This is a genomic window from Cysteiniphilum sp. GTC20157, assembly GCF_055396795.1.
Genome location: NZ_AP044698.1, coordinates 2,069,084 through 2,094,415, shown reverse-complemented (window position 1 = coordinate 2,094,415; position 25,332 = coordinate 2,069,084). Strand labels below are relative to the sequence as shown.

Sequence of the window (25,332 nt, the reverse complement as noted above, 5' to 3'; positions counted from 1 at the left end):
CATTTAGTTTTAGCTTTCAATAAGTGAAATAATTTTTTTATCAAGCCAAAACTCAAAAGGGCGCAAGCCTTTACATCGCGATAAATAACCCATATGACCGCCCTTGTGAGTCCATTGAATATCGATATTTGTATGCAAAAGTCCAATGGCAAAGCGATTATCAACAAACGGATCATCGTGATCGCAGACGATGGTGGTTTGATATATTATTTTGGCAAGATAGTTTTTGGCGCTTGAATGGGTGTAATACTCATGTGCTGTGACAAACCCTGCCTCCTTTGCCGTAAAGACCTCGTCGATTTCATAGACGCCATAATTTTTAGGTAAAGTAGCGGCTTTTTCTTGAAATGTTTGATAGTGATTATGGGTAATGGCGCGATGTTTAAAAAGCTTATATAAGCGTTTGGCAAAGTGTCGATTAAAAATCGCATTATTCTTCTGCGAAAGTTTGGCCATGCTTGCTAATAAATCCATTGGTGGTGCAATTGCAATGGCGTGCTTAATCGGTAGAGCATCGCTGTTGCTATGCTCAGCCAGTGCCTTGAGTAACATATTGCCTGAGATAGAAAAGCCAATGGGAATGAGTTGAGTTTGGTTATCTAGATGTGCAATATATTTTAATACAGCATAAATATCCTCGCCTTTCCCTGCATGGTAAATATTTCTAGCCAGTGGCAATAAATGTTTATTCGCACCACGATGATTAACGCGGACAACGTGATAGTCTAAGTTAAGTAGCTTTTTTGCAATGCGCGTCATATACAAAGAGTTCTCATCACCGGAAAGACCGTGAAACATCACAACGGTAATATTTTTCGTCGTCGTACCTGCGTGGGATATAGAAAGTTTAAGCTGATCACCGTCTTGAAGCTCTAGATAATGCGTTTGCGTATTTGGTGGGTTTGAATGTATGCCAACCATACTGCTGACAACGGTTTGCCATTTGGCAGAAAGTTTAATCGGGTTAAAATCCATACGCTAAAATGCCTAATGATTTGGGGTAATGGTGGTGATTGTTTTCTTATTTAATTCTTTTTAAGCACAGATAAAAAGGCTTCTTGTGGTACTTCAACGTTACCAACTTGTTTCATGCGTTTTTTACCGGCTTTTTGTTTTTCAAGAAGTTTTCGCTTACGTGATACATCTCCACCATAACATTTAGCAAGAACGTTCTTACGCATCGCTTTTACAGTACTTCGAGCAATGATAGCACCACCAATCGCCGCTTGAATAGCCACCTCAAACATCTGTCTTGGAATAAGTTCTTTTAAGCGTTCAACCAACTCGCGTCCTTTGTAAACGGATTGATCTTTGTGGACGATACTGGCAAGGGCATCGACTTTCTCGCCATTAATAAGGATATCTAAGAGCACCATGTTGGCAGCTTCATAACGCTGTAGTTCATAATCAAGCGAGGCATAGCCGCGACTAACAGACTTCAAACGATCAAAGAAATCAGAAACCACCTCGATCATCGGGATGTCATAAATGATAGATACTTGACGACCTAAATAGTTCATATCGACTTGTGTGCCACGCTTTTCAACACAAAGTGTGATAATTGCACCGACATAATCTTGTGGTACTAAAATAGACGCGCGAACAATGGGCTCACATACCTCAGCGATGGCAGAAGGCTCAGGCAGTTTCGATGGATTATCAACTTCAATTTCTTCACCGTTTTTAAGTGTTACTTTGTAAATAACCGTTGGCGCTGAAGTGATCAAGTCAAGGTTGTATTCACGCTCCAAGCGTTCTTGAATAATTTCCATGTGCAGAAGTCCCAAGAATCCACAACGAAAACCAAAGCCAAGTGCCTGCGAGACTTCAGGTTCAAAGAAAAGAGAAGCATCATTTAAGCTTAATTTTTCTAATGCCTCGCGGAATGCTTCAAAATCATCCGCACTAATCGGGAACATGCCGGCATAGACTTGTGGCTGAACTTTTTTAAACCCAGGAACAGGTTTGTCAGTAGGGTTTTTGGCTAAAGTTAATGTATCGCCTACAGGTGCGCCATGAATATCTTTAATGCCAGCGACAATAAACCCAACTTCACCTGCTTTTAGGATTTGTAATTTGTTCATCTTTGGTGTGAAAATGCCAAGTTGATCGACTTGATGGGTTTGTCCTGACGACATTACCTTAATCTTGTCTCCGACTTGCAATTGTCCGTTACGAATACGAACAAGTGATACAACACCAAGGTATGGGTCAAACCACGAGTCGATAATCAAGGCTTGCAATGGTGCATTCAAATCACCAACAGGGGCAGGTATTTTAGCGATAATCGTCTCTAGAACGTCTTCAACACCTAAGCCGGTTTTAGCGCTACAGGTCGTAGCACCCACGGCTTCAATGCCAATAATGTCTTCAATCTCAGCGCATACACGCTCAGGCTCAGCAGATGGCAGGTCAATTTTATTAAGTACCGGAATGACTTCTAAGTTTTGCTCAATCGCGGTATAGCAGTTGGCAACCGTTTGCGCTTCAACGCCTTGTGCTGCATCAACCACGAGTAATGCACCCTCACAAGCTGCCAATGAGCGTGATACTTCGTATGAAAAGTCAACATGCCCCGGTGTGTCAATAAAGTTTAGTTGATAAGTTTGCCCATCTTTGGCGGTATAGTTTAAGGTCACGCTTTGCGCTTTGATGGTAATGCCACGTTCGCGCTCAATATCCATTGAGTCAAGTACTTGTTGTTTCATTTCACGATCAGTCAACCCTTGACAGACTTGAATAAAGCGATCAGAAAGCGTTGATTTGCCATGGTCAATATGCGCAATAATAGAAAAGTTTCGGATGTGTTGCATATGCTTGTGTAGTAGCTATTTTATTATGCCGAGCATTATGCCGAAAAAATGATATAAAAGGAATCATCAGTTGTGTGAGGAATTGTTCTGTCTTAATCAAAAATGCAGTTTGCGCATAAAAATCCCGCTATTATCCTTTGTTATGGTCAAGGATAGTGATAGAATGCCTGCCAGCAGTCTAAGCTGCGAGGTAAATAACCTTAACTAAAATTATTATAACTATTAAAGAACAATAAAGAGGATATTACTATGTCTAGAATCGCATCTTTGCAAGATCCGTTTTTAAATGCATTAAGAAAAGAGAAAATTTCTGTATCAATTTACTTGGTAAACGGCATTAAGTTGCAAGGCGTTATTGAAGCATTTGATCAATTTTCTATCGTATTGCGCAACAGCGTCAATCAAATGGTTTATAAGCATGCGATCTCAACAGTAGTTCCTGCCAAAGCAGTGCGTTTGGTTTATAGCAATTACAATCCAAATCATGGTCAGCAAAACCATAACTCAGATCAAGAAGGTGGTTTTGAATCTATCGAAGAAACATCATTCGAAGAGTCATATGATGATGCAAATAATTCAGATGAGCATTACAACCAACAATCTGCGCAGCAACAATAATATTTATCTATAACATAAAGACATTAAGAGGATCTTTCTTTGGAGATCTTTCAAGAACATGAAGTAGGTGAAAACTGCCTACTTATCGATATCGATTTTTCATCTAAACCTGAATTAAATGCTGAACTTTCTGAGCTTAATGGATTGGTGCATGCTGCTAATTGGCAAATTATACAGACGATAACGGCACGTCGCTCGCAGCCTGATCCTAAATATTTTTGTGGCAAAGGCAAGCTTGAAGAGATTAAAGCGATGATTGAAGCTCATGAGATTGATCTGGTGGTTTTTAATCACAGTATTACGCCTTCACAAGAGCGCAACATCGAAAAAGCATTAAATTGTAAAGTGATTGATCGCACGCGTTTGATCTTAGAGATATTTTCACAACGCGCGCAAACACATGAAGGTAAACTTCAGGTTGAGTTAGCACAATTAAACTATGCCGCCACGCGCTTGGTGCGTGGTTGGACACATTTAGAACGGCAAAAGGGTGGTATTGGTGTTCGCGGTGGACCTGGTGAAACGCAGCTTGAGCTGGATCGGCGTCTATTGCGCCAACGAATTGCTCAAATTGAAAAACGTCTGGAAAAAGTCAAAAAGCAACGTGGCTTAAGCCGCGCGTCACGTCAGAAAAATGAAGTGCCAACGATTGCTTTTGTTGGTTATACCAATGCCGGTAAATCGACTTTGTTTAATCATTTAAGTGGAGCAAGCGTTTTAGCCAAGGATCAGTTGTTTGCAACCTTGGATCCAACTTTGCGTAAAATCGATGTGCCTAAATTGGGTGAGGTGGTATTATCCGATACTGTGGGCTTTATCCGTAATTTGCCACATGATTTGGTTGAAGCGTTTTGTGCCACCCTTGAAGAGGCGATTGAAGCAGATCTACTCGTGCATGTGATTGACTATGCTGATGAGCATCATCGTGCCTATATTGAGCAAGTTAAAGTGGTGCTACAGCAGATTGAAGCGGATGATAAGCCGATACTCAATGTGTATAACAAAATTGATCGTTTAGATAGCTTAACACCTCATATTGTTTATCATGAAGATCGCCCTGCAGATGTTTACCTCTCAGCGCAGACAGGTGATGGGATTGAATATTTATATGAATCAATCGCTAAGCACTTTAATGAAGAATGGCTCAAAGGTGTTTTGACCTTATTGCCGAATGAAGGCAAAGTTCGTGCAGCATTTTATCAACTAGGCGTGGTTGAAAAAGAACAGATAACTGATACAGGTGAATATCAATTAACAATACACATTGCAAAAAATGATTTTGATGCGATATGTCGAAATAATAAGCTTGAGTTAATAGCAAAATTTAGTCACCATTAGCAGTACTGAAAGAGCAGATCAAAAGTAGTATCTATGGCATTGAAATTTCTGTCACGACATAAGGTATTTAATCAAGGACCACCCGACTTAGAAGAAGCAATCCGCCGATTCCTAGGCAAAGGGCGTAAGCAAGATAATAATGCATCTGGCAATGGTGGCAGTAGTGGTAATAATCATGGCGGCGATCATAATAACAATAGTAACAACAATAATGAGCCACCACGTAAGGATGATAATCAGCGTAAAAGTATCTACTCGCGTAGTGCCGATCAAAAGCCATTACCGGTTAAGAAAATCGCTATTGGTGTGGTTGCAGCCGCTGTTATTATTTGGGCAGGTATGGGTGTTTATGTGGTGCAACCAGCGCAACAGGCTGCCGTATTGACCTTTGGTAAATTTTCAAGCATTGAAGGTCCTGGGATGCATTGGCATGCGCCTGGCTTTGTCAGTGTGATAAAAAAAGATGTTGAGGTTTTAAATGCGATAAAGCTTGATAAGCAAATGCTCACCTCTGAAGAGAATATTGTGCATGTGTCATTCTCAGTGCAATACCGCATTGGCAATTTAGAAGATTATTTATTTGCCACGAATAACCCAGAGCTTATCTTGCGTCAAACGCTTGAAAGTGCAGTACGTCAAGTCGTTGGTGAGAATAAACTAGAGAAGATTCTAACGACGTCAAGAACGCAGATTACGTTAGAAGTACAAAAAGAATTAGAGAAGCTTTTGAATAAGTACAAAACCGGTATTTTGGTCAATGAAGTCATCATGCAGCCAGCACAAGCGCCCGCTGAGGTTAAAAGCGCCTTTGATGATGTGATTAAAGCACGTGAAGATCGTGAGCGTGTGCAAAACGAGGCGCAAAGCTATGCCAATAAAGTTGTGCCAGTAGCGAAGGGGCGTGCGCAACGGATTATGGATGAGGCGCGTGCTTACCAGTCAAAAGTTGTGTTAGAGGCTGAAGGTAATGTCGCAAACTTCAGTCAGCTGTTACCTGTGTATCAGCAAAACCCAAGTATTATTGAGAATCAATTATATTATCAAACAATGGAAAATATATTTAAAAATAATAAGCTTTATATCGTTGATGGCGATGGTGCTAAAAACCTATTCTATGGTGATAATTTATCACCGCTGGCAATTTCTTCAACGGTTCAAGGAGGTCAGCGATGAGCAATAAGTTAATGGGTCTAATCGTTGTTGTAATCGTGGCATTGCTACTGATATTTAGTTCAATGTTTCGTATTAATCAAGGTAATGAAGCGGTGATTTTAAAGCTTGGGGAATTAAATCAAACCAGTGATGGTCAGGTTAAAGTTTACACGCCAGGGCTGCATTTTAAAATTCCACTTGTTGAGCAAGTCAAAGTCTATGATATGCGTTTGCGCACGTTGACAGTTGACTCATCGCGTGTGGTCACCAATGAACAAAAAGATGTCATTGTTGATGCGTATTTAGAGTGGAAGATTGATAATATTTCACAGTTCTATCGTAGTGTTTCAGGCAATGACTCACGCGCTGAATTATTATTAAGACAGTTCTTGGAAGCATCCTTACGTGCTGAGGTTGGTAAGATTGATATTCAAGGGTTGATTAATAATGAGCGTGATCAATTAATGCAAACATTAACAAAGAGCGTGCAAGAGCAAGCGAAGAAGATCGGTATTGACGTTGTTGATGTGCGTATTAAGCAGATTGATCTACCTGAAACAGTGACTGAATCGATTTATCAGAGAATGCGCTCAGAGCGTCAAAAAGTAGCCTCTTCGATTCGCGCGCAAGGTGAGCAGATGTCAGAGTCAATTCGCGCTGATGCCGATGCGACGGTGACAATAACATTGGCACAAGCCGATCGTGATGCTAAGCAAATCAAAGCCAAAGCCGATGCAAAAGCAGCTGAAATTTATACAGATGCTTATGGCAAGTCAGAGCGCTTCTATAACTTCTGGCGTAGTATGCAGGCTTATCAAATGAGTTTTAGCGGCAAAAAAGAGGATGTATTTATTTTAAAACCAGAAGGCAAATTCTTTGATTACTTTAATTCTTATCATTCACCCGCAGCAGCAAAAGCAGCCAATCTTGCCTCAACAAAATAACTACGCTTATATCAACTCTTAGCGTAATTGGATTACCTTGCAAATAAGAATCTCTTATAGCCAAGTAATGAATCAATAATAAGTTGCATCAACTAGTACCTCTCCTCTTGTGGGAGAGGTCGTGCAGCTTAAGCTGCTCGGGTGAGGGGTATAGTTAAAACTCAGCTTATTTTTGCATTATTACCAAGGTATTCTATTGCTGATTTTTTTATCATTCTTTAAGCTTGCAAACTATACAGCAACATTAAATTTATGGATAATACTTAACATGTTTTGACTTTAGTTTTTAAGTGCATTCGTATTGCATTAAGTAATGAGGTGTATGGTAGATTGCTGTATTGCTATAACTAAATTATATTACGAAAATGTAGGCTGTGACTAAACTGTATTATGGAACCGTGGACTGAGCGTCAGTCGAAGTCCGTGATTGTTTTTGAGTTACCCTTCGACTTTGCTCAGGGTACGATTAGCTATTTAGTTGAGATAAATAAAGCTGCACGGGTAAGTCGAGTCGGAGCTTAATTTATTCTTGATTTATGACTAAGTAAAAAAGAATAATAATAAAAATGGGGCGGAGAAAAGAGATATGGGTGTAGAGAAATTAAACTGGGCAGATGCGCGTATATTAATGCATAAAGCCAATCCAGAGTTTGTGGCATTGCTAGATACTGTCGATGGTATTGAAAAGTATGAGTTTACTAAATATAGCTATCGTTATGGCGATCTAGTTGGTGATGCTAATTACTTTTATGATCCAGATGGCAATGTTGTTTCAAATAATATTCCCTTTGGCATGGTTGTGGAAAAATCAATGCACTTTTTTATGGAGCTGGGCGAGTATATTATTCCAGGTCAATTACAGCATATTGGTGAATTTGCATATATGAGTAAATTCTCATTTGCTGATAGGGTTAACCTGACATCAACATGGAGTCTATGTGCTGGTACTAGAGTGCCAGTTTTAGTTAGCTCGTATCGTCAATACAGTAAATACCAACGTATGCAAAAAGAAATCAATAGCTCCATTCCAATCATAGAGTCTGGTAATATGGATAATGATTTTATTGTGTTACGTAACTTAGCCAGAGCAATCAATAGCGATTGGCGGTTTGAATATATAGGATTTAGTGATAGGCTATCAGATTTTTTGAAGAATTCTGAAAACACGTGGAAAATAAGGGAGTATATTCTAGCAAAATTAATGAGGTGTAACCAAGCGTCTAACACTAAAAACCTACATCATGAAATAATACTTAACTATATCAAGGTCCATCACTCTGCCATTAAGAATTTTTACTATTTGAGCAATGTGATTAATCATGTATTTGATGCAATATCAGGGCATAGTGTAATTCATAAGTTAGCTACAAATGATTCTAGCTTGCCTTTGCAAGATATACAGGAAGCGTATTGCTCCTTTTATAAACCAAAAACTTTGCCATTAGTACTGACATCGTCAACCTTTATTGATGATCCTTATACTGCCCATTATTTTAGTATTCCGTATCATACTATAATGTACCGACCTGAGCATATTGCAAATATCATTGAGCTCTGCGCTAATGCAAAGGATTTAGTGAAAATATACTCTGAAGAATTAATCAAGTTACCTGCAATTAAAGGTGGCTTTCTAACGAAAATATTGCCTGATATTGATCTTAATATAATAGGTGATAGAATTAATGCTTACCAAAAATCACATGGGGCAATATTGGTCAATGAACTTGATAAGTTTTCAATAGATTTTAAGGAGCAAAAAAGTAAACTAAATACTGAGAAGCATCGATACAAAATGCCTGAAAGATCGACTTTCTTCTCGGGAGTGGTGTCGATAAGAAAGTTGAGCACTAAGCCTCGCTAAAAAAAGTGTTGAGAGAACTCTCATTTCTTTGAGTATTTTCAAACATATATCCTCCTTTTTTATTAATTAAAAAATTGCAAGCAATGCTTACATATGATCCAGAACTATACTACATGCACAAGAATAAGTTAACCCTTTGCTTTGTAATCTGCGTTAAGTTTTATATGTTTTGTTTTATTTAAGATGAGCAATTTTTAAATTCAAAGCATTTACATCCTAAATTATAAACTATACTTGGCATATGGAACATAAAACGGCTAAGGATTAACCAATGAAGTGGCGACTGGTTATAGCATATTGTGCGATTGCAGCATTTTTGTCTGGATGTAGCTTTTTATTGCCATCGAAAAAAGTTGAGCGTAATGATCATTGGCAGACATTCAATAGTATCCAGAGTGTTTATGATAAGGTCTCGCCAAATAAAACAACTGTGCCTGAGCTTAATCATATGGGCTTTGATCCTTATGTTGCCAATAACGTCAAGATTGAAAACTATCTGGATATCCGTATTCGATTTGACCCGTTAAGTACAGGCAAGAATATTCCAGAGCCTGTTGCTGAATGTTTGAGCCTATTTAAACGCTGTCAAGCATATGTTGTCAATGTTGATTACGAGTACGAAGATCGTATTGGCAATGCATTTTTGGACTTAACAGGATTTCGTAAGGAGATTATGAAAGAAGGTTGGCGCTTTCAAGCGGTGTTTATTCTTCAAGATCAATTAGTTGTTTATAAGCTTTGGTCAGGTGAGCCTAAACGCAAGGCCTATATTGATGAGATTAAACCGCTTGGACCTTTACAAAGTTTGGATGATTTAATCACGGGACCCGCGATTTCATTTTGATTTTTGAAGAAAAGGAAAGCTCAGCAGCCTTAAGGTATTATAGTGCCCTGAGCGTGAGTAGAAGGGTCTTTAAGCGTTGAATTAACAATAAAATAAGGCGTTTGGCTTCGACTCATGCTCAGCCAACGTTGTTGTAAGAATATTCGCTTTAATTACGCACGAATAAAGTCAGCGTGAAGGATTTTTGGCTTAAATGGATGGCGTTGTAATGCTTTGATCTTAACGCTTTCAGTTTTACCATTGATATCGATAGTAACAGTTGCTGTATAGAACGCTTTGTTTTCAGTAGCATGCAAGATCTTGTTGTGATCAAGGATGATAGCTGTTGCTTCAGAACCGTTGCCATAGATAATTGCAGGAACTTTCCCTGCTTTACGTAGGCGGCGGCTCGCACCTGTACCTGTTTCAGTTTTTAATTCCGCGTGTAGCGTAAAATCTGTCATTTTAATTTCCTTAAAACGTATCTTTAAAGTTAAATTTTATATTATAAAGACTCTCTTATCATGCGACCCTGACGAGAAAGCTCGTGGATTCTAACAAAAAAGTTAAGGAAAGTTAAGACCTAAATCAGATCACAAAACATTAAGCTAATAGATTCTTCATTATTGGTGCGACGAATCGCTTCCGAGAGCATTGGGGCTAATGATAGCGTTTTGATCTTCTTGCATTTAAGGGCTGCACTATGCAATGGAATGGAATTAGTAACGACGAGTTCCTCAAGAACAGAGCCTTCGATATTTTCAATGGCTTTGCCAGATAGCACGGGATGAACACAATATGCGGATACTTTCTTTGCACCATGATCAATAAGCGCTTGTGCGGCTTTGCATAGTGTGCCAGCTGTATCAACGATATCATCAACAATCAAGCAATGACGACCATTAATATCGCCAATGATATTCATCACTTCAGATTCATTGGCTTTTTGACGGCGCTTATCAATAATCGCAAGGTCAGTGTTAAGTGCTTTAGCCATGGCGCGCGCGCGTACCACGCCACCGACATCAGGTGAGACGACAATTGGATTTTCTAAGCGGCATGAGCGAATATAATCCAATAAAATCGGTGTGCCATAGACGTTATCTAAAGGGATATTAAAAAAGCCTTGAATCTGCTCGGCATGAATATCAACAGTTAATAAACGATCAATACCAGCACCGGTTAACATATCAGCAACAACACGTGCTGAAATTGGTACACGCGATGAACGCACACGGCGATCTTGACGCGCGTAGCCAAAGTAAGGAATTACCGCGGTGATGCGTCCGGCGGATGAACGGCGCAGCGCATCAGTTAAGAACATCAACTCCATAATGTGATCATTAGTCGGAGGGCAAGTGGATTGTACGATAAAGACATCACGGCCTCTAACGTTATCGATAATCTCAATATGAGATTCGCCATCGCTAAAGCTAGACACCGTAGCACGCCCTACTTGTACACCTAAAAAATGAGAGATTTCTTCAGTTAATGCGCTACTTGCGCGCCCACTAAAAAGCATCAGATCTGACATGGAGTTATCCTAAAATTTGATTGCTGAAATTTGCTTAGAGAATATACCCAATTTTGAAAAAATATAAAGGTTTTTTTAGTCATCATCATAAAATCTACGTTGAATTGTTTTCTTTAACTGCAATAAGTTTCACCATAATACATAAGCCTTTTGCATTAGAAATTGCTGAGATTCCACCTTTATGCAATGGCGGATTCCTTAAAGCAGATGAGGGTAACACATGTAAACAAACCGTTACATAAAATGGCTATTCATACACGAAGACTAAGTGTTAGTATGCACAAGTGAAAGCGCAGGGGGATGTGGTGTGTGAGGTTATTACTTGACCTTGCGCGCCACAGGTGGGCTAAATGGGCTACAGGGATTTGAAATCAAATAGCGTATGATCAAGTAGTTGAGATGGGGCAACTTTTTGCAGTGAAGAGAAAATCACTTCTTTGCGTCCGGGTGTTTGGGTCTCCATATAATGAAGCATCTCTTTAATTTTTTGGCGTTGTAGGTTCTCTTGTGAGCCACATAGATTACAAGGAATAATTGGGAAATTCATGTGTTGTGCGTAAGCTTTGATTTCATTTTCCGCAACATAGGCTAATGGGCGAATGACAATATTACGCTCATCATCACTTTTAAGTTTAGCAGGCATCGCTTTGATTTGACCGTTATAAAAAAGATTCAAAAAGAAGGTTTCAATAATATCATCTTTGTGATGTCCTAAAGCGATCTTGGTGACCTTGTTTTCATGTGCAAAATCATACAGAATCCCACGGCGCATACGTGAACATAAGCCGCAAGTTGTCTTACCCTCAGGGATCACACGTTTAACCACACTATAGGTGTCGCGCTCAATAATATGATATTCAATACCAAGGTTGCTTAGGTATTTTGGGAGTATTTCTTCTGGGAAGCCAGGTTGTTTTTGGTCAAGATTGACGGCAATAATATCAAAGTGAATCGGTGCCTTTTTTTGCAGAATCAATAACAGCTGGAGTAAGGTATAAGAGTCCTTACCACCGGATAAACAGACCATAACCTTATCATTAGCCTCAATCATATTAAAGTCTTCAATTGCATGTCCAACTTTGCGCAAAAGGCGTTTTTCAAGCTTATTTAATGGTAGCTCATCAGGTGTTGTATGAGGTTTGACAGTAGCTATTTCAATCATTTTCTTAGGTACGTATTAAAAATTTGGCATAGTATATCAGTTAGGTGTGTCTTCACAAAATGGTATAGCTGACCGATTTAAAATACCGCATTTAAAATCTGCAAAACTGTCCACACCATAATGCCTGTTAATACATAAAAGACGCTAAAAGCAAACAGTTGACTGCGTTTGAATTCATTGAGTAATTTATCGATACAAATGCCAATAATAAAGGCATAAGCAAGAAAGGCAATGGTTTGGTCAGTAATAAACAGTGAGCTAAAGAATAAATTAATGCTCGTATCCTTGCTTAAGTACAGCATCGTTAACAGTGTTATGGAGCTGACACAAAAGATCACGATAAGCAAAATGGCAAGCTGGGTTTTGAGTTTTTTAATACTGGCGATATAGCAAATAATCGTTGCCAGTAATAGATTAATAGGAGCAGTTTGTAAGAATAGGTTGGGCGTTAAGTGATCACTGTAGTTTGCCAGTGCTTGGAACTTGATTTTATCTAGGTAAATAAATACTACAGTGATAATAATGGCAATTGCTGCTGTTTTGAAAAATACGCGAGAATGGCGCATAAGATAAAAGATGTTGATAAATAAATGATCGGTATAGCTGTGATAGACTGCTTTGCGTTTAAAATCTAAGCTGCAAAAAATTAAGATAATAGCACTGATTAAAATAAACATCGCACAAAACAACAGAAAATATGGATGATTGACTAATTGATGATAGTTATAGGTCGCATTGAAGAAAAGGGTGAGGATTACGGTTTTAATCGCATAAGTAATCGAGATAATAAAAAAACGATATTTAGTAGGGGTTATTGCCCATAAATTTAAAATGATTACAACAAAGATAATATTGGCTAATGACATTGATACAGCAGAAAACAAAAGACTCATAAAGCTAAAGTGATAATAAAGTGTCAGTATGGAGACAAGTTGTAACGTAAGGCAAATAAATAGTAGGCGTTTGTTGTCAAATCTTTTTGAAAAAATATTTAAAAAAGGTAGCAAAAAAAAGCCGATTGAAAATAAGCTGACCAATAAAAAGTGATAGGTAGATGTGTAGAGTCGGCTATTGTAATAAACATCATGCAAGGCGACTTTTTGAATAATAAAAGCAGAATATAAGGTAAAAGCAACGCCTGAAGAGATAAAACAACCAAGTAGCAATAGCACATTCAGCCGCCAAATTCTAGATGATAATCTGAACATTAAGGCCTCCTGTTTTTGCATTACTTACTTTTAGTTTTCCTTGGTGAATGTCGATGATCTCCTTGGTAATTGCAAGACCTAAACCATTGCCTTTCTTCGTTGAGGATCCTGTATAAAAAGGGGTGAATATATTGTTAATTTCATTCTCGGGGATTCCTGGGCCGTCATCCAAAATATCAATAATCAATAATGATTTGGCAGATTCTTGTATCTGTGTTTGTAAAGTAATAATCACCTTCGTACCATGCTTTAGACCATTATTGATAATATTATTAATAGCGCGCTTAAATGCTGGTTTTTTAAGATCAAGCTCTAAGTCATCATCCATCTGATTGATCAAGCGCACGCTCCTATCATTTTCGATGTACTCAGCAATCAGATCATCAAAGAAATCACAAATATTAGTTTGTTCAAATTGAATGCCGCTTAACCAATTTTCTTTAGAAAAAAGAACCAAATCATCCAGCATATGATTAATTTCATGAATATCGCGTTGATCCTTAAGAGAAAGCGCACTTTGATCTTTTAAGCGGCGCCCTTGGATGCGTGCCAATGGCGTTCTAATATCATGACAGGTCATTGCAAGAAGCTTATTTTGATAGGTTAACACGTGATTAATACGATCTTGCATAAAGTTAAAAGTATCCGCTGTTTCTTTGGCGAAAATTCCGTGTTTCATTTGAATCGGTGTGGCTTCAAGGCGTAAGCCCATATCTTGTGCAAAACGCTGAAACTCAAAAAAAGGGATGCTCCATTTGATCTGGATTAAAAACAATAATATAAATAAAAACAATACCGCAACAACAATCCCAAAGACGATACTTACCGGTGTGTTAAGTTGGAATTTTGAATAATAAACCACATTAAGCCAATTGCCATTGCTGTTTAGGAAACTTTCACACTTATGAATAGGTTTTTCAACTTTGTTCAAAAGTTGTGAAATCCCTAATGATGTACATGATGGAAAGGTCGAATAAAAAGCAAAGCGATCATGGATATAATTATCTTCATTACTATCAATGCTGGCAAGGTCGAATAAGTTTAAGGTTGATATTCATATCTTTAGTCTTTTAAATCAAATAAGTAACCAGAGCCTTTAATTGTCTGGATATAGCTTGTACCATCTTGAGAATTATTATCAAGCATTTTGCGTAGGCGGCTAATGCGAATATCAATCGTGCGATCAAACTCCTCAAATGGACGTTTCAAAAGCGCTTCAAAGGTTTGCTCGCGCGAAACGGTTTCGCCTTTGTGCTGATACAAATATTCAAAGAGCTCGTAAACTGCAGGGGTGAATTTGATTTCTTCACCATCAGGGTAGGTCAATGTACGCTTATTAGGGGAAATCACCCAGTCATTTGTTTCGATCGCGCCATGTGTGCTATTGCTAGTATTGCCGCGGCGACGCAAGACTGTTTTAACTCTAACAAGCACCTCACGTGGGTTAAAAGGTTTACTAATATAGTCATCCGCACCGACTTCAAGTCCTAAAATGCGATCAAATGCCTCTCCGGCTGCCGATAAGAAAATCACCGGGACACTGGATTTTTTTCTTAACTCACGACACACCTCAAGACCATCGATTTTAGGCATCATCACATCGAGGATCACCAATGAAAAGTCACGCTTTTGGAAGTTCTCTAAAAAGGTTAGACCATCTTCAAAAACGGCAGTATCAAAATGATTCTGTTGAAGGTAACTGGCAAGCCCTTCGCGAATATCTAATTCATCATCAATTATTGCAATAGTATCCATAAGCAGACATATATATCGTACATGATTGTGAATTTCAGTGTAGATGGTTTTTTGTGGTTGTAAAACAAATCAAGGTGATTTACTGCAAATGCTTGGAAAATAGAGCGAAACTAACTACACTTTCTAAGTGAAATATCAATTTACAGGAGTATTAAAAAATGGCACTTCATTCACTGATTCCGATTGTAATTATTGTTTTAGCAGTTGTATTTGTTTTTGCCTCAGTTAAGGTGGTGCCACAGGCCTCCGAGTTTGTGGTTGAGCGCTTTGGGCGCTACTATAAAACCTTGCATCCGGGCTTAAACATCATCTTTCCTTTAATCGATCGAGTGCGTAGTCGTGTGAGTTTAAAGGAGACAGTATTAAATGTCAGAAAGCAGGAAGTGATCAGTCGCGATAACGCCAGTGTGCAAGTCGATGGTGTTGCCTTTTTTCAAGTGCTTGATGCAAAGAAAGTAACTTATGTGATCAATGATTTGCCTTTAGCATTAGAAAATTTAATCATGACTAATATCCGTACGGTGCTAGGGGGCATTGACTTGGATGAAATGTTGTCAAATCGTGACTTTATGAACGCTAAGCTTTTATCAGTACTTGATGAAGCAACCGATCCATGGGGTGTTAAGATCGTGCGTGTTGAGATAAAAGATATCACACCACCTCGTGATTTATTAGATGCCATGGCACAACAGATGAAAGCAGAGCGCGAGAAGCGCGCTGAGATTCTGCGTGCTGAAGGGGTGCGACAAGCGGCTATTTTGAAAGCTGAAGGGGAAAAACAATCCGAGATTCTTGCCGCCGAAGCGCAAAAAATGAAACAAGCATTAGAAGCCGAAGGTTATAAAGAGGCTCAATTTCGTGAGGCGGAAGCGCGTGAACGTACCGCACAAGCCGAGGCGGTCGCGACTGAAACCGTTTCTAATGCAATTGCTAAGGGGGATATTCAAGCGATTCAATATTTTGTTGCATTAAAATATATTGACGCAGTGGGCGCCATTGCCTCATCAGACAATAGCAAAACCATTATGATGCCATTAGAAGCCTCTAATATTATTGGTTCAGTAGGTGGCATTAGTGAGTTGTTAAAATCAATGCAGATTAAAAGCTGACTTAAAGGCAGGTGATGAATGTTATATTGGCATTGGTGGATTTTAATGGGTGTATTGCTCATCATTGAGATTTTTAGTTTGACCATGTTTTTCTTATTTTTTGCCATATAAGCACTGTTGATGGGCGTTATTATGTGGTTTTTCCCTGATTTGCATATGAATTGGCAGCTATTATTGGCAGGTATTTTTGCGTTAGGATCGATGCTATTGGGTTATTATGCTTTGAAAAAGAGAAAGCAAAAACAATCAACCAATGAGTTAGATGTTAATGATCGTCTGGGGCGCTATATTGGTCAAGTTGTCGTTGTTACAAAAGCGACACAATCAGGTGTGGCAAAGACCAAAATTGGAGATACAGAATGGCGTGTGTTGGTTGATGATGCCAAGCTCGGCGATAAGGTTGAAATCACCGCAATTAAATCAACGAGCTTTATTGCCAAAAAAGTTTGATAAAGTGCCAACGGCATAACGAAAATCGCATAGCAAGCTGTGTATACCCAAATCAGTGAATACAAAAAACGAGATAAACTTACATAATATATAGGTTTTGCTGCTACATATCTTAGATGATGGATGTTGCTAGAATCGATAGATTTATAAGGAGTTTAAATGGAGTATGCACGACTTTCACCTAGATTGCTTTTTGCCGAAGCTGGCTGTAGCACAGTTGATTTGCAAGACAAGTTATATGATATTGGTTGTTCAGCAAGCTTAAATAATAATGAGCGTTATAAGAAAGAAGAAAGGGCTTTGGGCTGCTTTTTTCACGTGATTAAAGTAAAAGCGCGTGGTTATCTTATCGTATAACCACAAATTTCAAATGGACACTACCCAATGTAAATCATTTTGTAATGCCTTTGCAAAATGGCTTGCAATGAGTGTGTCGATATAAACCAAAGGAGGAATGAGTAATGAAGTTTAGAATAATAGCGACTGGTATAGCATTAAGTTTAGCCGCGAGCAATGTAATGGCAGCAGCTGTTTGTTCATTGTATGCAAGCCCTAAAGCGAACGAGCCAAATACATATTTTTGTGTGCCTATTCGAGCAAGTGATGATGTTGTTCCACATACCAGTAGCGGGACTAATGATACAACGCTTCGTCTGTTTTATGCAGCAACAGAACTGTTACAAGGTGGAGTGCGTTCCCCGAAAGTTCCAGCTAAATTGGTATGTACCTTTCATAATGGTTTGTTTAAGTATACAGATGATGGAAAGTTAACATCTAGAGCGGACTATACAGTCACTAAGAATAGTGATACTCAGATCACTTTAGATAGACTTCAAGGGCACGATCAGCATCCAATGCCTCTGAATAAGCGATTTGTTTCCTTTACAGTCTCTGGGGCATATGGGATACCTGCTTATAATGAATATCTAAGTTGTGTTGCTAGTTAATCACATCGTCATTTCATGACAAAAAAATACAAACATTTTCTTGGTGATTACACGTCGTTCTTTGCTTTGCAATATATTTGTCTTTGATAAAACGTATTTAGCGTGATTGTAATCGGCTTATATGCTCATTATATACGATACACAATAGTGTTTTGATGGAAGTATATTAGGGGGAGTGTGTATTGTGTTGCAATCGATGCTAATGCCTTTTATGCCACTTGCGAATCACTCTGTGATCATTTGCGGGGAATGGGTATAGCAGACACATAATCAAATAACTTTAAAAAGAGGGGAGTCTTAATGAAAAAAATTATTGTAGTGACGAGTATGCTTTTGCTTGGTATCAGTTCGGCATCTTATGCAGTACAAGCGAATCAACATACTGATTTGCAAAAGCAGATTAATCAGCTAAAAAATGAGTTAGATCATTTGAAAAAAACAAAAGACGGGCATATTAACAGTCAAGGTCATAATGCGTTAAGTCTAAGTAATCAAAAATATGGTATCTTTTCAGACTACGATCAACCATTTGCCAAATACTCAAGCTCAAGACTGCCATTTTCATTACTGAGTCATAGAAATAAATATCCGAATATGGCGTTTATTCTAGGAGGCTATATTGAGTCAGATGCAACAGCATGGCGCGGTGATCAGCTCGATACCTTTGATGGTGCGCATGTTGCTGGTGCTTATCAGCCAGTAGGAAGTTACAAGCAAGGATGGGATCTGGCGATCAATGAAGCGAGTTTATATCTAGTGGCGAATGTTGGTCACTATGTTCAAGCGTCAACTGTATTTACAGGCGCAAGTTATGCTGATCCTGTTGTTAGAGATGCCTATGTTACTTTTGGCAATTTAGATAGCTCGCCGATTTACCTAACGGTTGGTAAGAATCGCTTATCATTTGGTGCGTTTGCTGATGGTGGTCCGTGGATTGGTGGTATCACTCAGGCGATGTTCAGACCAGGGCATGGCGTTGTATCCGCTAATTTGGGTCTGAGTTTGGGTGGTTTATACACCGGTACTGGTGAGCATAAAGACTTCAATGTTAATGCTAATTTAGCCGTTTTCCAAGGTGAGCATGATCACAACAATAAAACAAACTTTATGGCAAGCTTGTTTGCTGATTTCGACAATAATACCTACAACCTTGGTGGTAATATTGGTTATATGTACAATTGGGTTGGCACAGGTATGGGTGCGACTTCGCTTGTTGTGCAAAATAGTCATTCAAGTCAATTGGTTAATGATAATCGAAATGGCATTATCAATGCTGAGGTACATGGTGGTTTTGATCAATACTTTAATCTTGGTTTAGGTTGGACAGGTTCAACAAACAAAGAGATTTATAGCAAAGGTAAGCGTTTCGGTGCATGGTATGCGCAAGCAGATGTACCACTTGCTATTACCGCAGGAGAGGTGATACAGGGTATGGACTTTGGTCTGGGTATGCAGCATGCGTACAATACGGAAAATTTACCATACGTCATGCCAGGAGACGAAACCAATAAAAAAGCACCAACTGTATTAGGGGTGCAAAATGAATATTTAGCGTACCTAAGCTCACATGTTTTCTCTAAGAATAATCTGGTGAGTGCAGAAGTAGGTAGGCTTGATTTATATAATGGTAAAACCAGCTATGAACTAACCTTAGATATATCTACTTATTTCTAAGTAACAACTTTAAGCTGGGTTTCAATCATTCCCTCTCACACACAGTTTGAGTTGTACTAGCTATTATTCAAGAGTGGAGGTAATGGAGGAACGACTTAGTTTTATCATTATTTATGCTGTTCGCTCGTAGGTGTTAAACTTAATTAAATTTTAATCAAGTTTAAATTGATCATCTCATCTATGAGCAGCTTTTCAGCGAAGGTGAGTATCCTCTTCCTGTTTTACGGTGTCATCTTCGCTGAAATAATTGGTGGTCAACAAAGCCATTATGGATAAATTTCAATAATCAAAAGGAGTATGGGTAAATGTCAATATCTAAGACAATAATATTTAGTAGTATAGGTGTAACATTATTAGGATTCAGCTATGTTAGTGCACAAACGTTCACATTACAAAACAACACTGGTGATGAAATTTATAATGCAAGTATGGCAGTAATGGAAAAGGAAATATGTGTTAGGAGCAATGATTGGCTTAAGCTTGGTGATATTGCGCCTGAACATATACAGCCACTAAATATTAGTGATAAAAAGGTGCGCTTTGTGTCGATTAAATTCCAAAAGCAACCGCAGTCAAAAATATGGTATTCCACCACTTTGAAATTAACTAAAAACAATCTAAATAACCGCAATATTTTATTAAAAATAAGTAACAGCAAGGCTGATAATGGTCAGTCATATTATGCGTTAGATGGTGCAAATGTTTATTTCTATAAGGCACAAGACCATGAGTATATGTGTACTTTAGATCATAAGGATATAACCACAGACCCAGATACTAAAGTGATGGATATGAAATTTACAGTGAAAAATGATCAAGATAAAGATAAAGTTCAGCGACTTGATTATCATGCAGTTCTAGACAATGGCGATTTTATAGATAAGGGTAGTGTTTGTACGACACTACTTTGCGGTGTGCCAACACTTTATTTTGATGAAAATCCCTCAGATTTGGCACAAAGTCCAGAGAAACCACCGATTATGAACCTTCAGGCAATCGTTGGTCATAGTGAGCCAATTTTTGTCCACCGTTATGAATACCAAACAGTTAGTAAAGATGGTCAGAAAATTATGTGGTATCAGGGGAATAGTTATATTAAGCCTGTGAAATTACCATTAAAACCACCTAGGTTACACGGTTATTTAGCGACAGTAGATAAATATAAGCTCACCTATAATGTTGGAAGTTTAGCGACAGATGATTTAAAGCAGTGGTCTCTAACGATACATAACTTAACAGATACAGATAGCACAAAGAAAGACATTGTTTGTGCAGGGCATAACGGAAAATCGATTGCAGGTGACCTTTCCCCAGCATTTAAACAGGCGTTTTCAATAGAATCAAGCGATGAGAATATGCTAGTAACTATCAATTTTAACCATTTATATCATGATATTACAGCTAACTCAGGTTCGATCAATCTTAACAGTAATTATGAAATGGACTCATTCCAGATGACGGTTCCAACACCAACTACCGGTAGTCCAGCATATATTGCGTTAGGCGAGAAAGGTAGTAAAAAACCAAGCTATGAGTTTATGCTGAAACATATCACTAAAACTTCTGGTACTGTCCCACAGCCTAACTGGTTTTATAAAGACAGTAATGAAAAAGCGCAATCTATGCAGTGCTTTTTTGTTTAATCCCAAACACCCTTAATTTTCAGCAAAACAACCCCTTTAAAGTAGCCATTGGCTGCTGTTTCTAAGGCTTCTGTCGTCATGCTAATATGATGTGTCTTATTTTGCGAAATCCTCTGAGATGATTGATTGAGCTCGATATCATTGACAAACACCTTAAGTGGAATTTCGTGGATAGTATTTAGTTTATCCATCCTTTCTTTTGATTTTGTCTTGTTGATGTTTTCTGTATGCATTTCATCAATGATGACTCCTTTTAACGTTGGGCGGTTAACAAGCTGTATGGTTGCCGCTTCAGCCAGATGCAATTGTAGCTGCTTATGCTTGTTACTCAAGTGCTATCTAGCTGCATAGTGTTTTATAGTTTATGCCCAGATTATCCTTAAAACTTCAGATTAGGCCACTTGCTTGCCGGAAGGTCAAAGTGTAGATACTAATGCCCAAATTGACGGGGGTAGATCACAGTGCCTTTTCATAATTTTACATTTTAATACTTTTCAGTTACAAACTGAAGTTAATAAACATGTATATTTGCAACTCGTAGAGCGCAGATGAGTTAAATCATCTTTGCACTACTGAAACTGAAACTGAAACTGAAATATGGGGTGATCAAGTTTGTTAATAATCATTATAGCTGTTGTCTTTTATATGGGATTGTAACAGATGGTTGGGTTTCTTCATTTTTTTGGTTTATGGGGGAGGGAAGCTATATCAATTGATAAAGGTATCTCGATCTTTTAATTAATCAACGTAAATATAAAATATAGGAGAATATCAATGTTCTTAAAAACATATTGTCAAATTAAAGCTGCACTTTGCCGTTTTAAGAATGATCAACAAGGGGTGACGGCTGTTGAGTATGGTATGATCGCAATAGCGATGGGTGCGCTTATTGCTGTAGTTTTTTCTTGGGGTGGCAGTCATAGTATAGTTAAGAGCTTATACGATGAGTTTCAAAAAATTATTGCAGTGCTAACTCATTGGGGAAGTCAAATCAAGCCTTAAAGCTATTCCTGCTTTGGCAATTAACATATTTGCCAAAGAGTTGTACTAGAGAAATATTAAGGCTTAGGTTCTAACCCGCCGGTGGAGTTTTTTATAAGCGGGTTAGACATATAGCGAGGCTTAGCAAACAAAAGTATTTTTAGGTTATTGTAAAATCAATAGAGATGCATATGTATTTAATATTCACCTTGGTCTTAATGGCTATTGCTGTAAGATTCAGCATGAACGATATAAAACTGCGCACGATATACAACAAAGAACTATTGTTTGTATTGCCTTTTTTTATTGCTATTACGCTATGGCAAGCAAATCTATATTCTGGTTTGTTGAATGCTACAGTTGTTTTTATCGGTGGCTTGTCTTTATTTTTATTGGGGTTGATGGGTGCTGGTGATGTAAAGCTTTTGATGTTATATGCACTGATTGCTAAAAGTTTGTTGTTACTATTGGTATTGATTTCGTTTATTGGTGGCATACTCACCTTATGTTATATGGGGATTTATGCACTTAAAAAACAATGGTTGCTATTACGGCAAAAGGGGATTCCATATGGTGTGGCTATCTCTATCGGTGGTTTTGTCTTATTTGTATTGCAATCTTTAAATAACTGATCTGATTAAAAAATACGCTTAAATCAAGAGATTTTAAAAAGTGCTGGGGGTAATAAATGTTTAGAAAAATAATCTTGGTGATTTTGTTGGTTATCATACTTTTTGTGGGATATCAGCTTATAAAGCCTGCTGAGAATACAAAAATAGTGCACAAAGAAGCACAAGTTGCTGAACATAGGGTTTATGTTTACGATAAAAATGTTCAGCGTGGCCAATATTTAACACCTGAAATGGTTAAGCCAAAAACCACACAGAAACAGAATGAAGGCAGTGGTCAAAAGAGTGTGATAACGGCAAGTGTGGATATCCCTTATCAGCAAAATCCAGTGATGAAAGTCTCAAGAATGCAAGGCACAGTGGTCAGTAGAGAAGATTTTGCATTGCCTGGCGATGCAGATTATTTAAAGCTTTTGCACAACAAAAAATATGCAGCTTATGCTTTTGAGGTATATCAAAGGAGTTTAATAGATTATATTGCGCAAGGTGACCATGTCGATATTTATGCTTTAACAAGTGCGAATAAAAGTGCCAGTGATTTTTATGGGAAAAAAGCCAAGTTAAATCCTGCAAAGGACAAGTTGGGCTTAGAACGACTGCTTAGCAATGTTGTTGTGTCAGCCATTGAATCTAAAGGGGATAGTATATTTAGTGTATCAGTCTTAGTCCCTACCGAGCAATTAGGAAAAGTGAATCTGGTTGATAAGTTCGCAAACATTCAAATAGTACCTCATTTGAAAGAGATTGACGATGGTGTAATAAATGTGCTCAACAATATGGGGTTTAATAATGTAAGAGAATATCGTGGGAAGGGGGAAGAAAATTGATGAAATTAATAAAACACATTATTTTATCAAGCTTGGCTGTATCTTTTTTAGGGGGGTATGCGGCTGAAAAACCAGTTGTACTAGAAACCAATCAAGCAAAGACGATAAAAGTTGATCACGCGGTCGCATCTGTTTTTATCGCGAATCCAAAAGTTGCCAATTATCAAATTATTGATAATAATCATTTTGCCGTCTATGGCAGGCAAATAGGCAAGACAAATTACATTGCCTATGATAAACAAGGCGATGTAATTAATCAGGCGACTGTAAAAGTGCTGAAATCATATACAGAATATGTGCAGGAGCAAATTAATGCTCGATACTCGGGCGCGAATGTTCGCTTAAATCAAGTCAATCAGACGATTTTTATTGAAGGTGACGTACCAACAGTAGAAATGAAAGATGAAATTGCAGAATTTGTTGGACAATCACTATCAACCATTAAAAAAGAAAATGAAGTAAAGTATAAGTTAGTACAAGGTGGTATAGACTCAGGCACCGGTAGTTCAGGATCAGGTGGTGGTGCATTTGGCGGTAGTTTTATCTTACCATTTTTAAATTACACAACCTATCGGAATGTTGTTAACCATTTAAAGGTTATTGCGTTAAAAAAAGAAGTCAATGTGAGAATAACTATTGCATCGGTGAGCAAGAAAGTGCTCCACAACCTTGGTGTTAGCTGGAGCAATATGTCACTAAATGGCAGTTTTCTTTTACACAATGGCATATTCAAAACAGAAAGCTTAACGAATATTTTAAACTTTCTAGATCAAAATAATATTGGCAGCGTGCTTGCTGAGCCTAATATGACTGTGGAATCGGGTAAAACAGGGAACTTTTTTTCTGGTGGTGAAATTCCCTATCAGTCTTCTTCAGGCATGTATGGTACAACAGTAAGTTATAAGAAGTATGGTATTAGCTTATCTATTGGTGCCACAGTCAATGATAAAGATATTATAGATCTATTTGTTAATGCTGGTATTAGCTCAATAGATAAAGAGACGATGAAAGGTTTGAGTATTGATCTTGTTCCATTAAAAGGTAATTCGATTACCTCAACAATTCAGCTTAGAGATGGACAAAGTTTTGTGATCGGTGGGCTGTTAAACAGGGAGCAAATTCAACAACTAGAGAAAATTCCTTACATTGGTGATATTCCATTGTTTGGGGCATTGTTTAGGAATATGCATAAAACGCAAAGTCAAAAAGAGTTAATTATCGTTGTTACCGTTAATACAGTGCATCCAATGAATAGTATTCAGGATATACAAATCCCTGATGTTTCTTTAGGGCAATCACTGACAACGCTACTTGCGTTACCTTCTACAGGCAATCGACATGGTAATGGTTCAAATAGGCAATCGGCTCAACATTATGCAAAAAACGGAGGCTTTGATGAATAAGGTAAATTTAGGGTTAATCGTGGCATTGCTATTGGCTGGTTGTACATCATTTAATACCAATAAAGCATCCTCCCCACAAATAAGTGTCATGAAATCAGTAAAAACGATTCCATTGGGTTCACAATACAAAACGACTTTGGATCATTATATCAAACAAAGCTTGTATTTCTCGCATAAGAAAACAAAAGTTTTTGTGCATACCAAAAAGGCGAAAACTTTACCTGATGTTAAGCAACTGCTGCTTCAAAAAGGCTTTGTCAAACAAAATATTCATTTTGTTGCACTGCATAGCAAAGAGCCGACAGCTTATTTGGAGTTTGACAACTATGTTGTGCGCAAAACTCCCTGTTTAAAATATACACTATATGATCCTGTTCCACCTGGTTGTTATGCGGCTCAGTCAAGATGGACATCTTTTGATGATCCTAAAGGTGCCATGGGTATAGTAGATTAAAGAGGAA

The 25,332-nt window shown here is 38.1% G+C and carries 26 protein-coding genes; 17 read left to right on the top strand and 9 right to left on the bottom strand.

What is annotated here, in order from left to right; genetic code table 11:
- Positions 1–9: 9 nt before the first annotated feature.
- Complete coding sequence (locus tag ACZ5V8_RS09465) at positions 10–975, bottom strand: YheT family hydrolase (protein ID WP_464217591.1); 966 nt, start codon at positions 973–975, stop codon at positions 10–12.
- 50 nt (positions 976–1,025) lie between these two features.
- Complete coding sequence (gene lepA, locus ACZ5V8_RS09460) at positions 1,026–2,813, bottom strand: translation elongation factor 4 (RefSeq protein ID WP_464217590.1); 1,788 nt, start codon at positions 2,811–2,813, stop codon at positions 1,026–1,028.
- A gap of 249 nt (positions 2,814–3,062) precedes the next feature.
- On the opposite strand from lepA, the gene hfq reads away from it, so the two are divergent.
- The 6 genes from hfq (at position 3,063) to ACZ5V8_RS09430 (ending at position 9,570) form a co-directional block, all read left to right on the top strand.
- A complete protein-coding gene (hfq, locus tag ACZ5V8_RS09455; RefSeq protein WP_464217588.1) occupies positions 3,063–3,431 on the top strand; it encodes an RNA chaperone Hfq in 369 nt (122 codons plus the stop codon).
- Between the two features lie 39 nt (positions 3,432–3,470).
- Entirely contained in the window at positions 3,471–4,769 is a 1,299-nt protein-coding gene (hflX, locus tag ACZ5V8_RS09450) for a ribosome rescue GTPase HflX (protein WP_464217587.1), read from the top strand.
- 33 nt (positions 4,770–4,802) lie between these two features.
- A complete protein-coding gene (gene hflK, locus ACZ5V8_RS09445) occupies positions 4,803–5,942 on the top strand; it encodes an FtsH protease activity modulator HflK (protein WP_464217586.1) in 1,140 nt (379 codons plus the stop codon).
- Positions 5,939–6,865: a protease modulator HflC gene (gene hflC, locus ACZ5V8_RS09440; RefSeq protein WP_464217585.1), complete on the top strand. Its 927-nt coding sequence runs from the start codon at positions 5,939–5,941 to the stop codon at positions 6,863–6,865. Before hflK ends, hflC begins: the two co-directional genes overlap by 4 nt.
- 586 nt (positions 6,866–7,451) lie before the next feature.
- A complete protein-coding gene (locus ACZ5V8_RS09435; RefSeq protein ID WP_464217584.1) occupies positions 7,452–8,726 on the top strand; it encodes a hypothetical protein in 1,275 nt (424 codons plus the stop codon).
- Between the two features lie 271 nt (positions 8,727–8,997).
- Positions 8,998–9,570 carry a hypothetical protein gene (locus tag ACZ5V8_RS09430; protein WP_464217583.1) on the top strand — a complete coding sequence of 191 codons (573 nt, stop codon included), beginning with the start codon at positions 8,998–9,000 and terminating at the stop codon, positions 9,568–9,570.
- A gap of 152 nt (positions 9,571–9,722) precedes the next feature.
- On the opposite strand, the gene rplY is transcribed toward ACZ5V8_RS09430, so the two are convergent.
- The 6 genes from rplY to ACZ5V8_RS09400 all read right to left on the bottom strand — a co-directional run bounded on the left by rplY (position 9,723) and on the right by ACZ5V8_RS09400 (position 15,208).
- Positions 9,723–10,013, bottom strand: a complete 291-nt coding sequence (rplY, locus tag ACZ5V8_RS09425; RefSeq protein WP_464217582.1) for a 50S ribosomal protein L25 — start codon at positions 10,011–10,013, stop codon at positions 9,723–9,725.
- Positions 10,014–10,132: 119 nt separating this feature from the next.
- Entirely contained in the window at positions 10,133–11,083 is a 951-nt protein-coding gene (locus ACZ5V8_RS09420; protein ID WP_464217581.1) for a ribose-phosphate pyrophosphokinase, read from the bottom strand.
- A gap of 355 nt (positions 11,084–11,438) precedes the next feature.
- Positions 11,439–12,245, bottom strand: a complete 807-nt coding sequence (ttcA, locus tag ACZ5V8_RS09415) for a tRNA 2-thiocytidine(32) synthetase TtcA (RefSeq protein WP_464217580.1) — start codon at positions 12,243–12,245, stop codon at positions 11,439–11,441.
- Between the two features lie 77 nt (positions 12,246–12,322).
- Positions 12,323–13,453, bottom strand: a complete 1,131-nt coding sequence (locus tag ACZ5V8_RS09410) for a hypothetical protein (RefSeq protein WP_464217579.1) — start codon at positions 13,451–13,453, stop codon at positions 12,323–12,325.
- Positions 13,434–14,384 (bottom strand): sensor histidine kinase, encoded by a 951-nt coding sequence (locus ACZ5V8_RS09405; protein ID WP_464217578.1) that lies wholly within the window; start codon positions 14,382–14,384, stop codon positions 13,434–13,436. The genes ACZ5V8_RS09410 and ACZ5V8_RS09405 overlap by 20 nt, the downstream gene beginning before the upstream one ends.
- Positions 14,385–14,515: 131 nt before the next feature.
- Positions 14,516–15,208 carry a response regulator transcription factor gene (locus ACZ5V8_RS09400; RefSeq protein WP_464217577.1) on the bottom strand — a complete coding sequence of 231 codons (693 nt, stop codon included), beginning with the start codon at positions 15,206–15,208 and terminating at the stop codon, positions 14,516–14,518.
- Between the two features lie 158 nt (positions 15,209–15,366).
- Between ACZ5V8_RS09400 and ACZ5V8_RS09395 the strand changes: the two genes are divergently transcribed.
- From ACZ5V8_RS09395 to ACZ5V8_RS09370, 6 genes are all read left to right on the top strand, one after another.
- Complete coding sequence (locus tag ACZ5V8_RS09395; RefSeq protein ID WP_440615386.1) at positions 15,367–16,317, top strand: SPFH domain-containing protein; 951 nt, start codon at positions 15,367–15,369, stop codon at positions 16,315–16,317.
- A gap of 120 nt (positions 16,318–16,437) precedes the next feature.
- Positions 16,438–16,767 carry an NfeD family protein gene (locus tag ACZ5V8_RS09390; protein ID WP_464217576.1) on the top strand — a complete coding sequence of 110 codons (330 nt, stop codon included), beginning with the start codon at positions 16,438–16,440 and terminating at the stop codon, positions 16,765–16,767.
- A gap of 159 nt (positions 16,768–16,926) precedes the next feature.
- Positions 16,927–17,124 (top strand): hypothetical protein, encoded by a 198-nt coding sequence (locus ACZ5V8_RS09385; protein ID WP_464217575.1) that lies wholly within the window; start codon positions 16,927–16,929, stop codon positions 17,122–17,124.
- A gap of 104 nt (positions 17,125–17,228) precedes the next feature.
- Entirely contained in the window at positions 17,229–17,714 is a 486-nt protein-coding gene (locus tag ACZ5V8_RS09380) for a hypothetical protein (protein WP_464217574.1), read from the top strand.
- 300 nt (positions 17,715–18,014) lie between these two features.
- The gene (locus ACZ5V8_RS09375; RefSeq protein ID WP_464217573.1) at positions 18,015–19,388 is read left to right on the top strand and encodes a DUF3573 domain-containing protein; all 1,374 of its coding nucleotides are present in this window, start codon (positions 18,015–18,017) and stop codon (positions 19,386–19,388) included.
- 305 nt (positions 19,389–19,693) lie between these two features.
- On the top strand, positions 19,694–21,031 hold the full coding sequence (locus ACZ5V8_RS09370; RefSeq protein ID WP_464217572.1) for a hypothetical protein: 1,338 nt from the start codon (positions 19,694–19,696) through the stop codon (positions 21,029–21,031).
- Here the strand turns inward: ACZ5V8_RS09370 and ACZ5V8_RS09365 are convergent.
- Positions 21,028–21,363 (bottom strand): hypothetical protein, encoded by a 336-nt coding sequence (locus ACZ5V8_RS09365; RefSeq protein ID WP_464217571.1) that lies wholly within the window; start codon positions 21,361–21,363, stop codon positions 21,028–21,030. The two genes, ACZ5V8_RS09370 and ACZ5V8_RS09365, sit on opposite strands and share 4 nt — an antisense overlap.
- 442 nt (positions 21,364–21,805) lie before the next feature.
- Between ACZ5V8_RS09365 and ACZ5V8_RS09360 the strand changes: the two genes are divergently transcribed.
- The 5 genes from ACZ5V8_RS09360 (at position 21,806) to ACZ5V8_RS09340 (ending at position 25,325) form a co-directional block, all read left to right on the top strand.
- Positions 21,806–22,033 carry a Flp family type IVb pilin gene (locus ACZ5V8_RS09360; RefSeq protein WP_464217570.1) on the top strand — a complete coding sequence of 76 codons (228 nt, stop codon included), beginning with the start codon at positions 21,806–21,808 and terminating at the stop codon, positions 22,031–22,033.
- A gap of 164 nt (positions 22,034–22,197) precedes the next feature.
- A complete protein-coding gene (locus tag ACZ5V8_RS09355) occupies positions 22,198–22,644 on the top strand; it encodes a prepilin peptidase (RefSeq protein WP_464217569.1) in 447 nt (148 codons plus the stop codon).
- Positions 22,645–22,700: 56 nt separating this feature from the next.
- On the top strand, positions 22,701–23,468 hold the full coding sequence (locus tag ACZ5V8_RS09350) for a CpaB family protein (RefSeq protein ID WP_464217568.1): 768 nt from the start codon (positions 22,701–22,703) through the stop codon (positions 23,466–23,468).
- Entirely contained in the window at positions 23,468–24,871 is a 1,404-nt protein-coding gene (locus tag ACZ5V8_RS09345) for a type II and III secretion system protein family protein (RefSeq protein ID WP_464217567.1), read from the top strand. The genes ACZ5V8_RS09350 and ACZ5V8_RS09345 overlap by 1 nt, the downstream gene beginning before the upstream one ends.
- Positions 24,864–25,325, top strand: coding sequence for a hypothetical protein (locus ACZ5V8_RS09340; protein WP_464217566.1), 462 nt, complete (start codon positions 24,864–24,866; stop codon positions 25,323–25,325). Before ACZ5V8_RS09345 ends, ACZ5V8_RS09340 begins: the two co-directional genes overlap by 8 nt.
- The last annotated feature ends 7 nt before the right edge of the window (positions 25,326–25,332 follow it).

Excerpts from the sequence above, each read along its gene's own strand:
- ACZ5V8_RS09435 (WP_464217584.1), top strand. The coding sequence starts at position 7,452 with ATGGGTGTAGAGAAATTAAACTGGGCAGATGCGCGTATATTAATGCAT.
- ACZ5V8_RS09420 (WP_464217581.1), bottom strand. The coding sequence starts at position 11,083 with ATGTCAGATCTGATGCTTTTTAGTGGGCGCGCAAGTAGCGCATTAACT.
- hflK (WP_464217586.1), top strand. The coding sequence starts at position 4,803 with ATGGCATTGAAATTTCTGTCACGACATAAGGTATTTAATCAAGGACCA.
- ACZ5V8_RS09385 (WP_464217575.1), top strand. The coding sequence starts at position 16,927 with ATGGAGTATGCACGACTTTCACCTAGATTGCTTTTTGCCGAAGCTGGC.
- ACZ5V8_RS09370 (WP_464217572.1), top strand. The coding sequence starts at position 19,694 with ATGTCAATATCTAAGACAATAATATTTAGTAGTATAGGTGTAACATTA.
- lepA (WP_464217590.1), bottom strand. The coding sequence starts at position 2,813 with ATGCAACACATCCGAAACTTTTCTATTATTGCGCATATTGACCATGGC.
- ttcA (WP_464217580.1), bottom strand. The coding sequence starts at position 12,245 with ATGATTGAAATAGCTACTGTCAAACCTCATACAACACCTGATGAGCTA.
- ACZ5V8_RS09340 (WP_464217566.1), top strand. The coding sequence starts at position 24,864 with ATGAATAAGGTAAATTTAGGGTTAATCGTGGCATTGCTATTGGCTGGT.
- ACZ5V8_RS09390 (WP_464217576.1), top strand. The coding sequence starts at position 16,438 with ATGGGCGTTATTATGTGGTTTTTCCCTGATTTGCATATGAATTGGCAG.
- hfq (WP_464217588.1), top strand. The coding sequence starts at position 3,063 with ATGTCTAGAATCGCATCTTTGCAAGATCCGTTTTTAAATGCATTAAGA.
- ACZ5V8_RS09465 (WP_464217591.1), bottom strand. The coding sequence starts at position 975 with ATGGATTTTAACCCGATTAAACTTTCTGCCAAATGGCAAACCGTTGTC.
- ACZ5V8_RS09395 (WP_440615386.1), top strand. The coding sequence starts at position 15,367 with ATGGCACTTCATTCACTGATTCCGATTGTAATTATTGTTTTAGCAGTT.
- ACZ5V8_RS09410 (WP_464217579.1), bottom strand. The coding sequence starts at position 13,453 with ATGTTCAGATTATCATCTAGAATTTGGCGGCTGAATGTGCTATTGCTA.
- ACZ5V8_RS09360 (WP_464217570.1), top strand. The coding sequence starts at position 21,806 with ATGTTCTTAAAAACATATTGTCAAATTAAAGCTGCACTTTGCCGTTTT.
- ACZ5V8_RS09355 (WP_464217569.1), top strand. The coding sequence starts at position 22,198 with ATGCATATGTATTTAATATTCACCTTGGTCTTAATGGCTATTGCTGTA.
- ACZ5V8_RS09345 (WP_464217567.1), top strand. The coding sequence starts at position 23,468 with ATGAAATTAATAAAACACATTATTTTATCAAGCTTGGCTGTATCTTTT.
- ACZ5V8_RS09375 (WP_464217573.1), top strand. The coding sequence starts at position 18,015 with ATGAAAAAAATTATTGTAGTGACGAGTATGCTTTTGCTTGGTATCAGT.
- ACZ5V8_RS09350 (WP_464217568.1), top strand. The coding sequence starts at position 22,701 with ATGTTTAGAAAAATAATCTTGGTGATTTTGTTGGTTATCATACTTTTT.
- rplY (WP_464217582.1), bottom strand. The coding sequence starts at position 10,013 with ATGACAGATTTTACGCTACACGCGGAATTAAAAACTGAAACAGGTACA.
- ACZ5V8_RS09380 (WP_464217574.1), top strand. The coding sequence starts at position 17,229 with ATGAAGTTTAGAATAATAGCGACTGGTATAGCATTAAGTTTAGCCGCG.
- hflC (WP_464217585.1), top strand. The coding sequence starts at position 5,939 with ATGAGCAATAAGTTAATGGGTCTAATCGTTGTTGTAATCGTGGCATTG.
- ACZ5V8_RS09400 (WP_464217577.1), bottom strand. The coding sequence starts at position 15,208 with ATGGATACTATTGCAATAATTGATGATGAATTAGATATTCGCGAAGGG.
- ACZ5V8_RS09430 (WP_464217583.1), top strand. The coding sequence starts at position 8,998 with ATGAAGTGGCGACTGGTTATAGCATATTGTGCGATTGCAGCATTTTTG.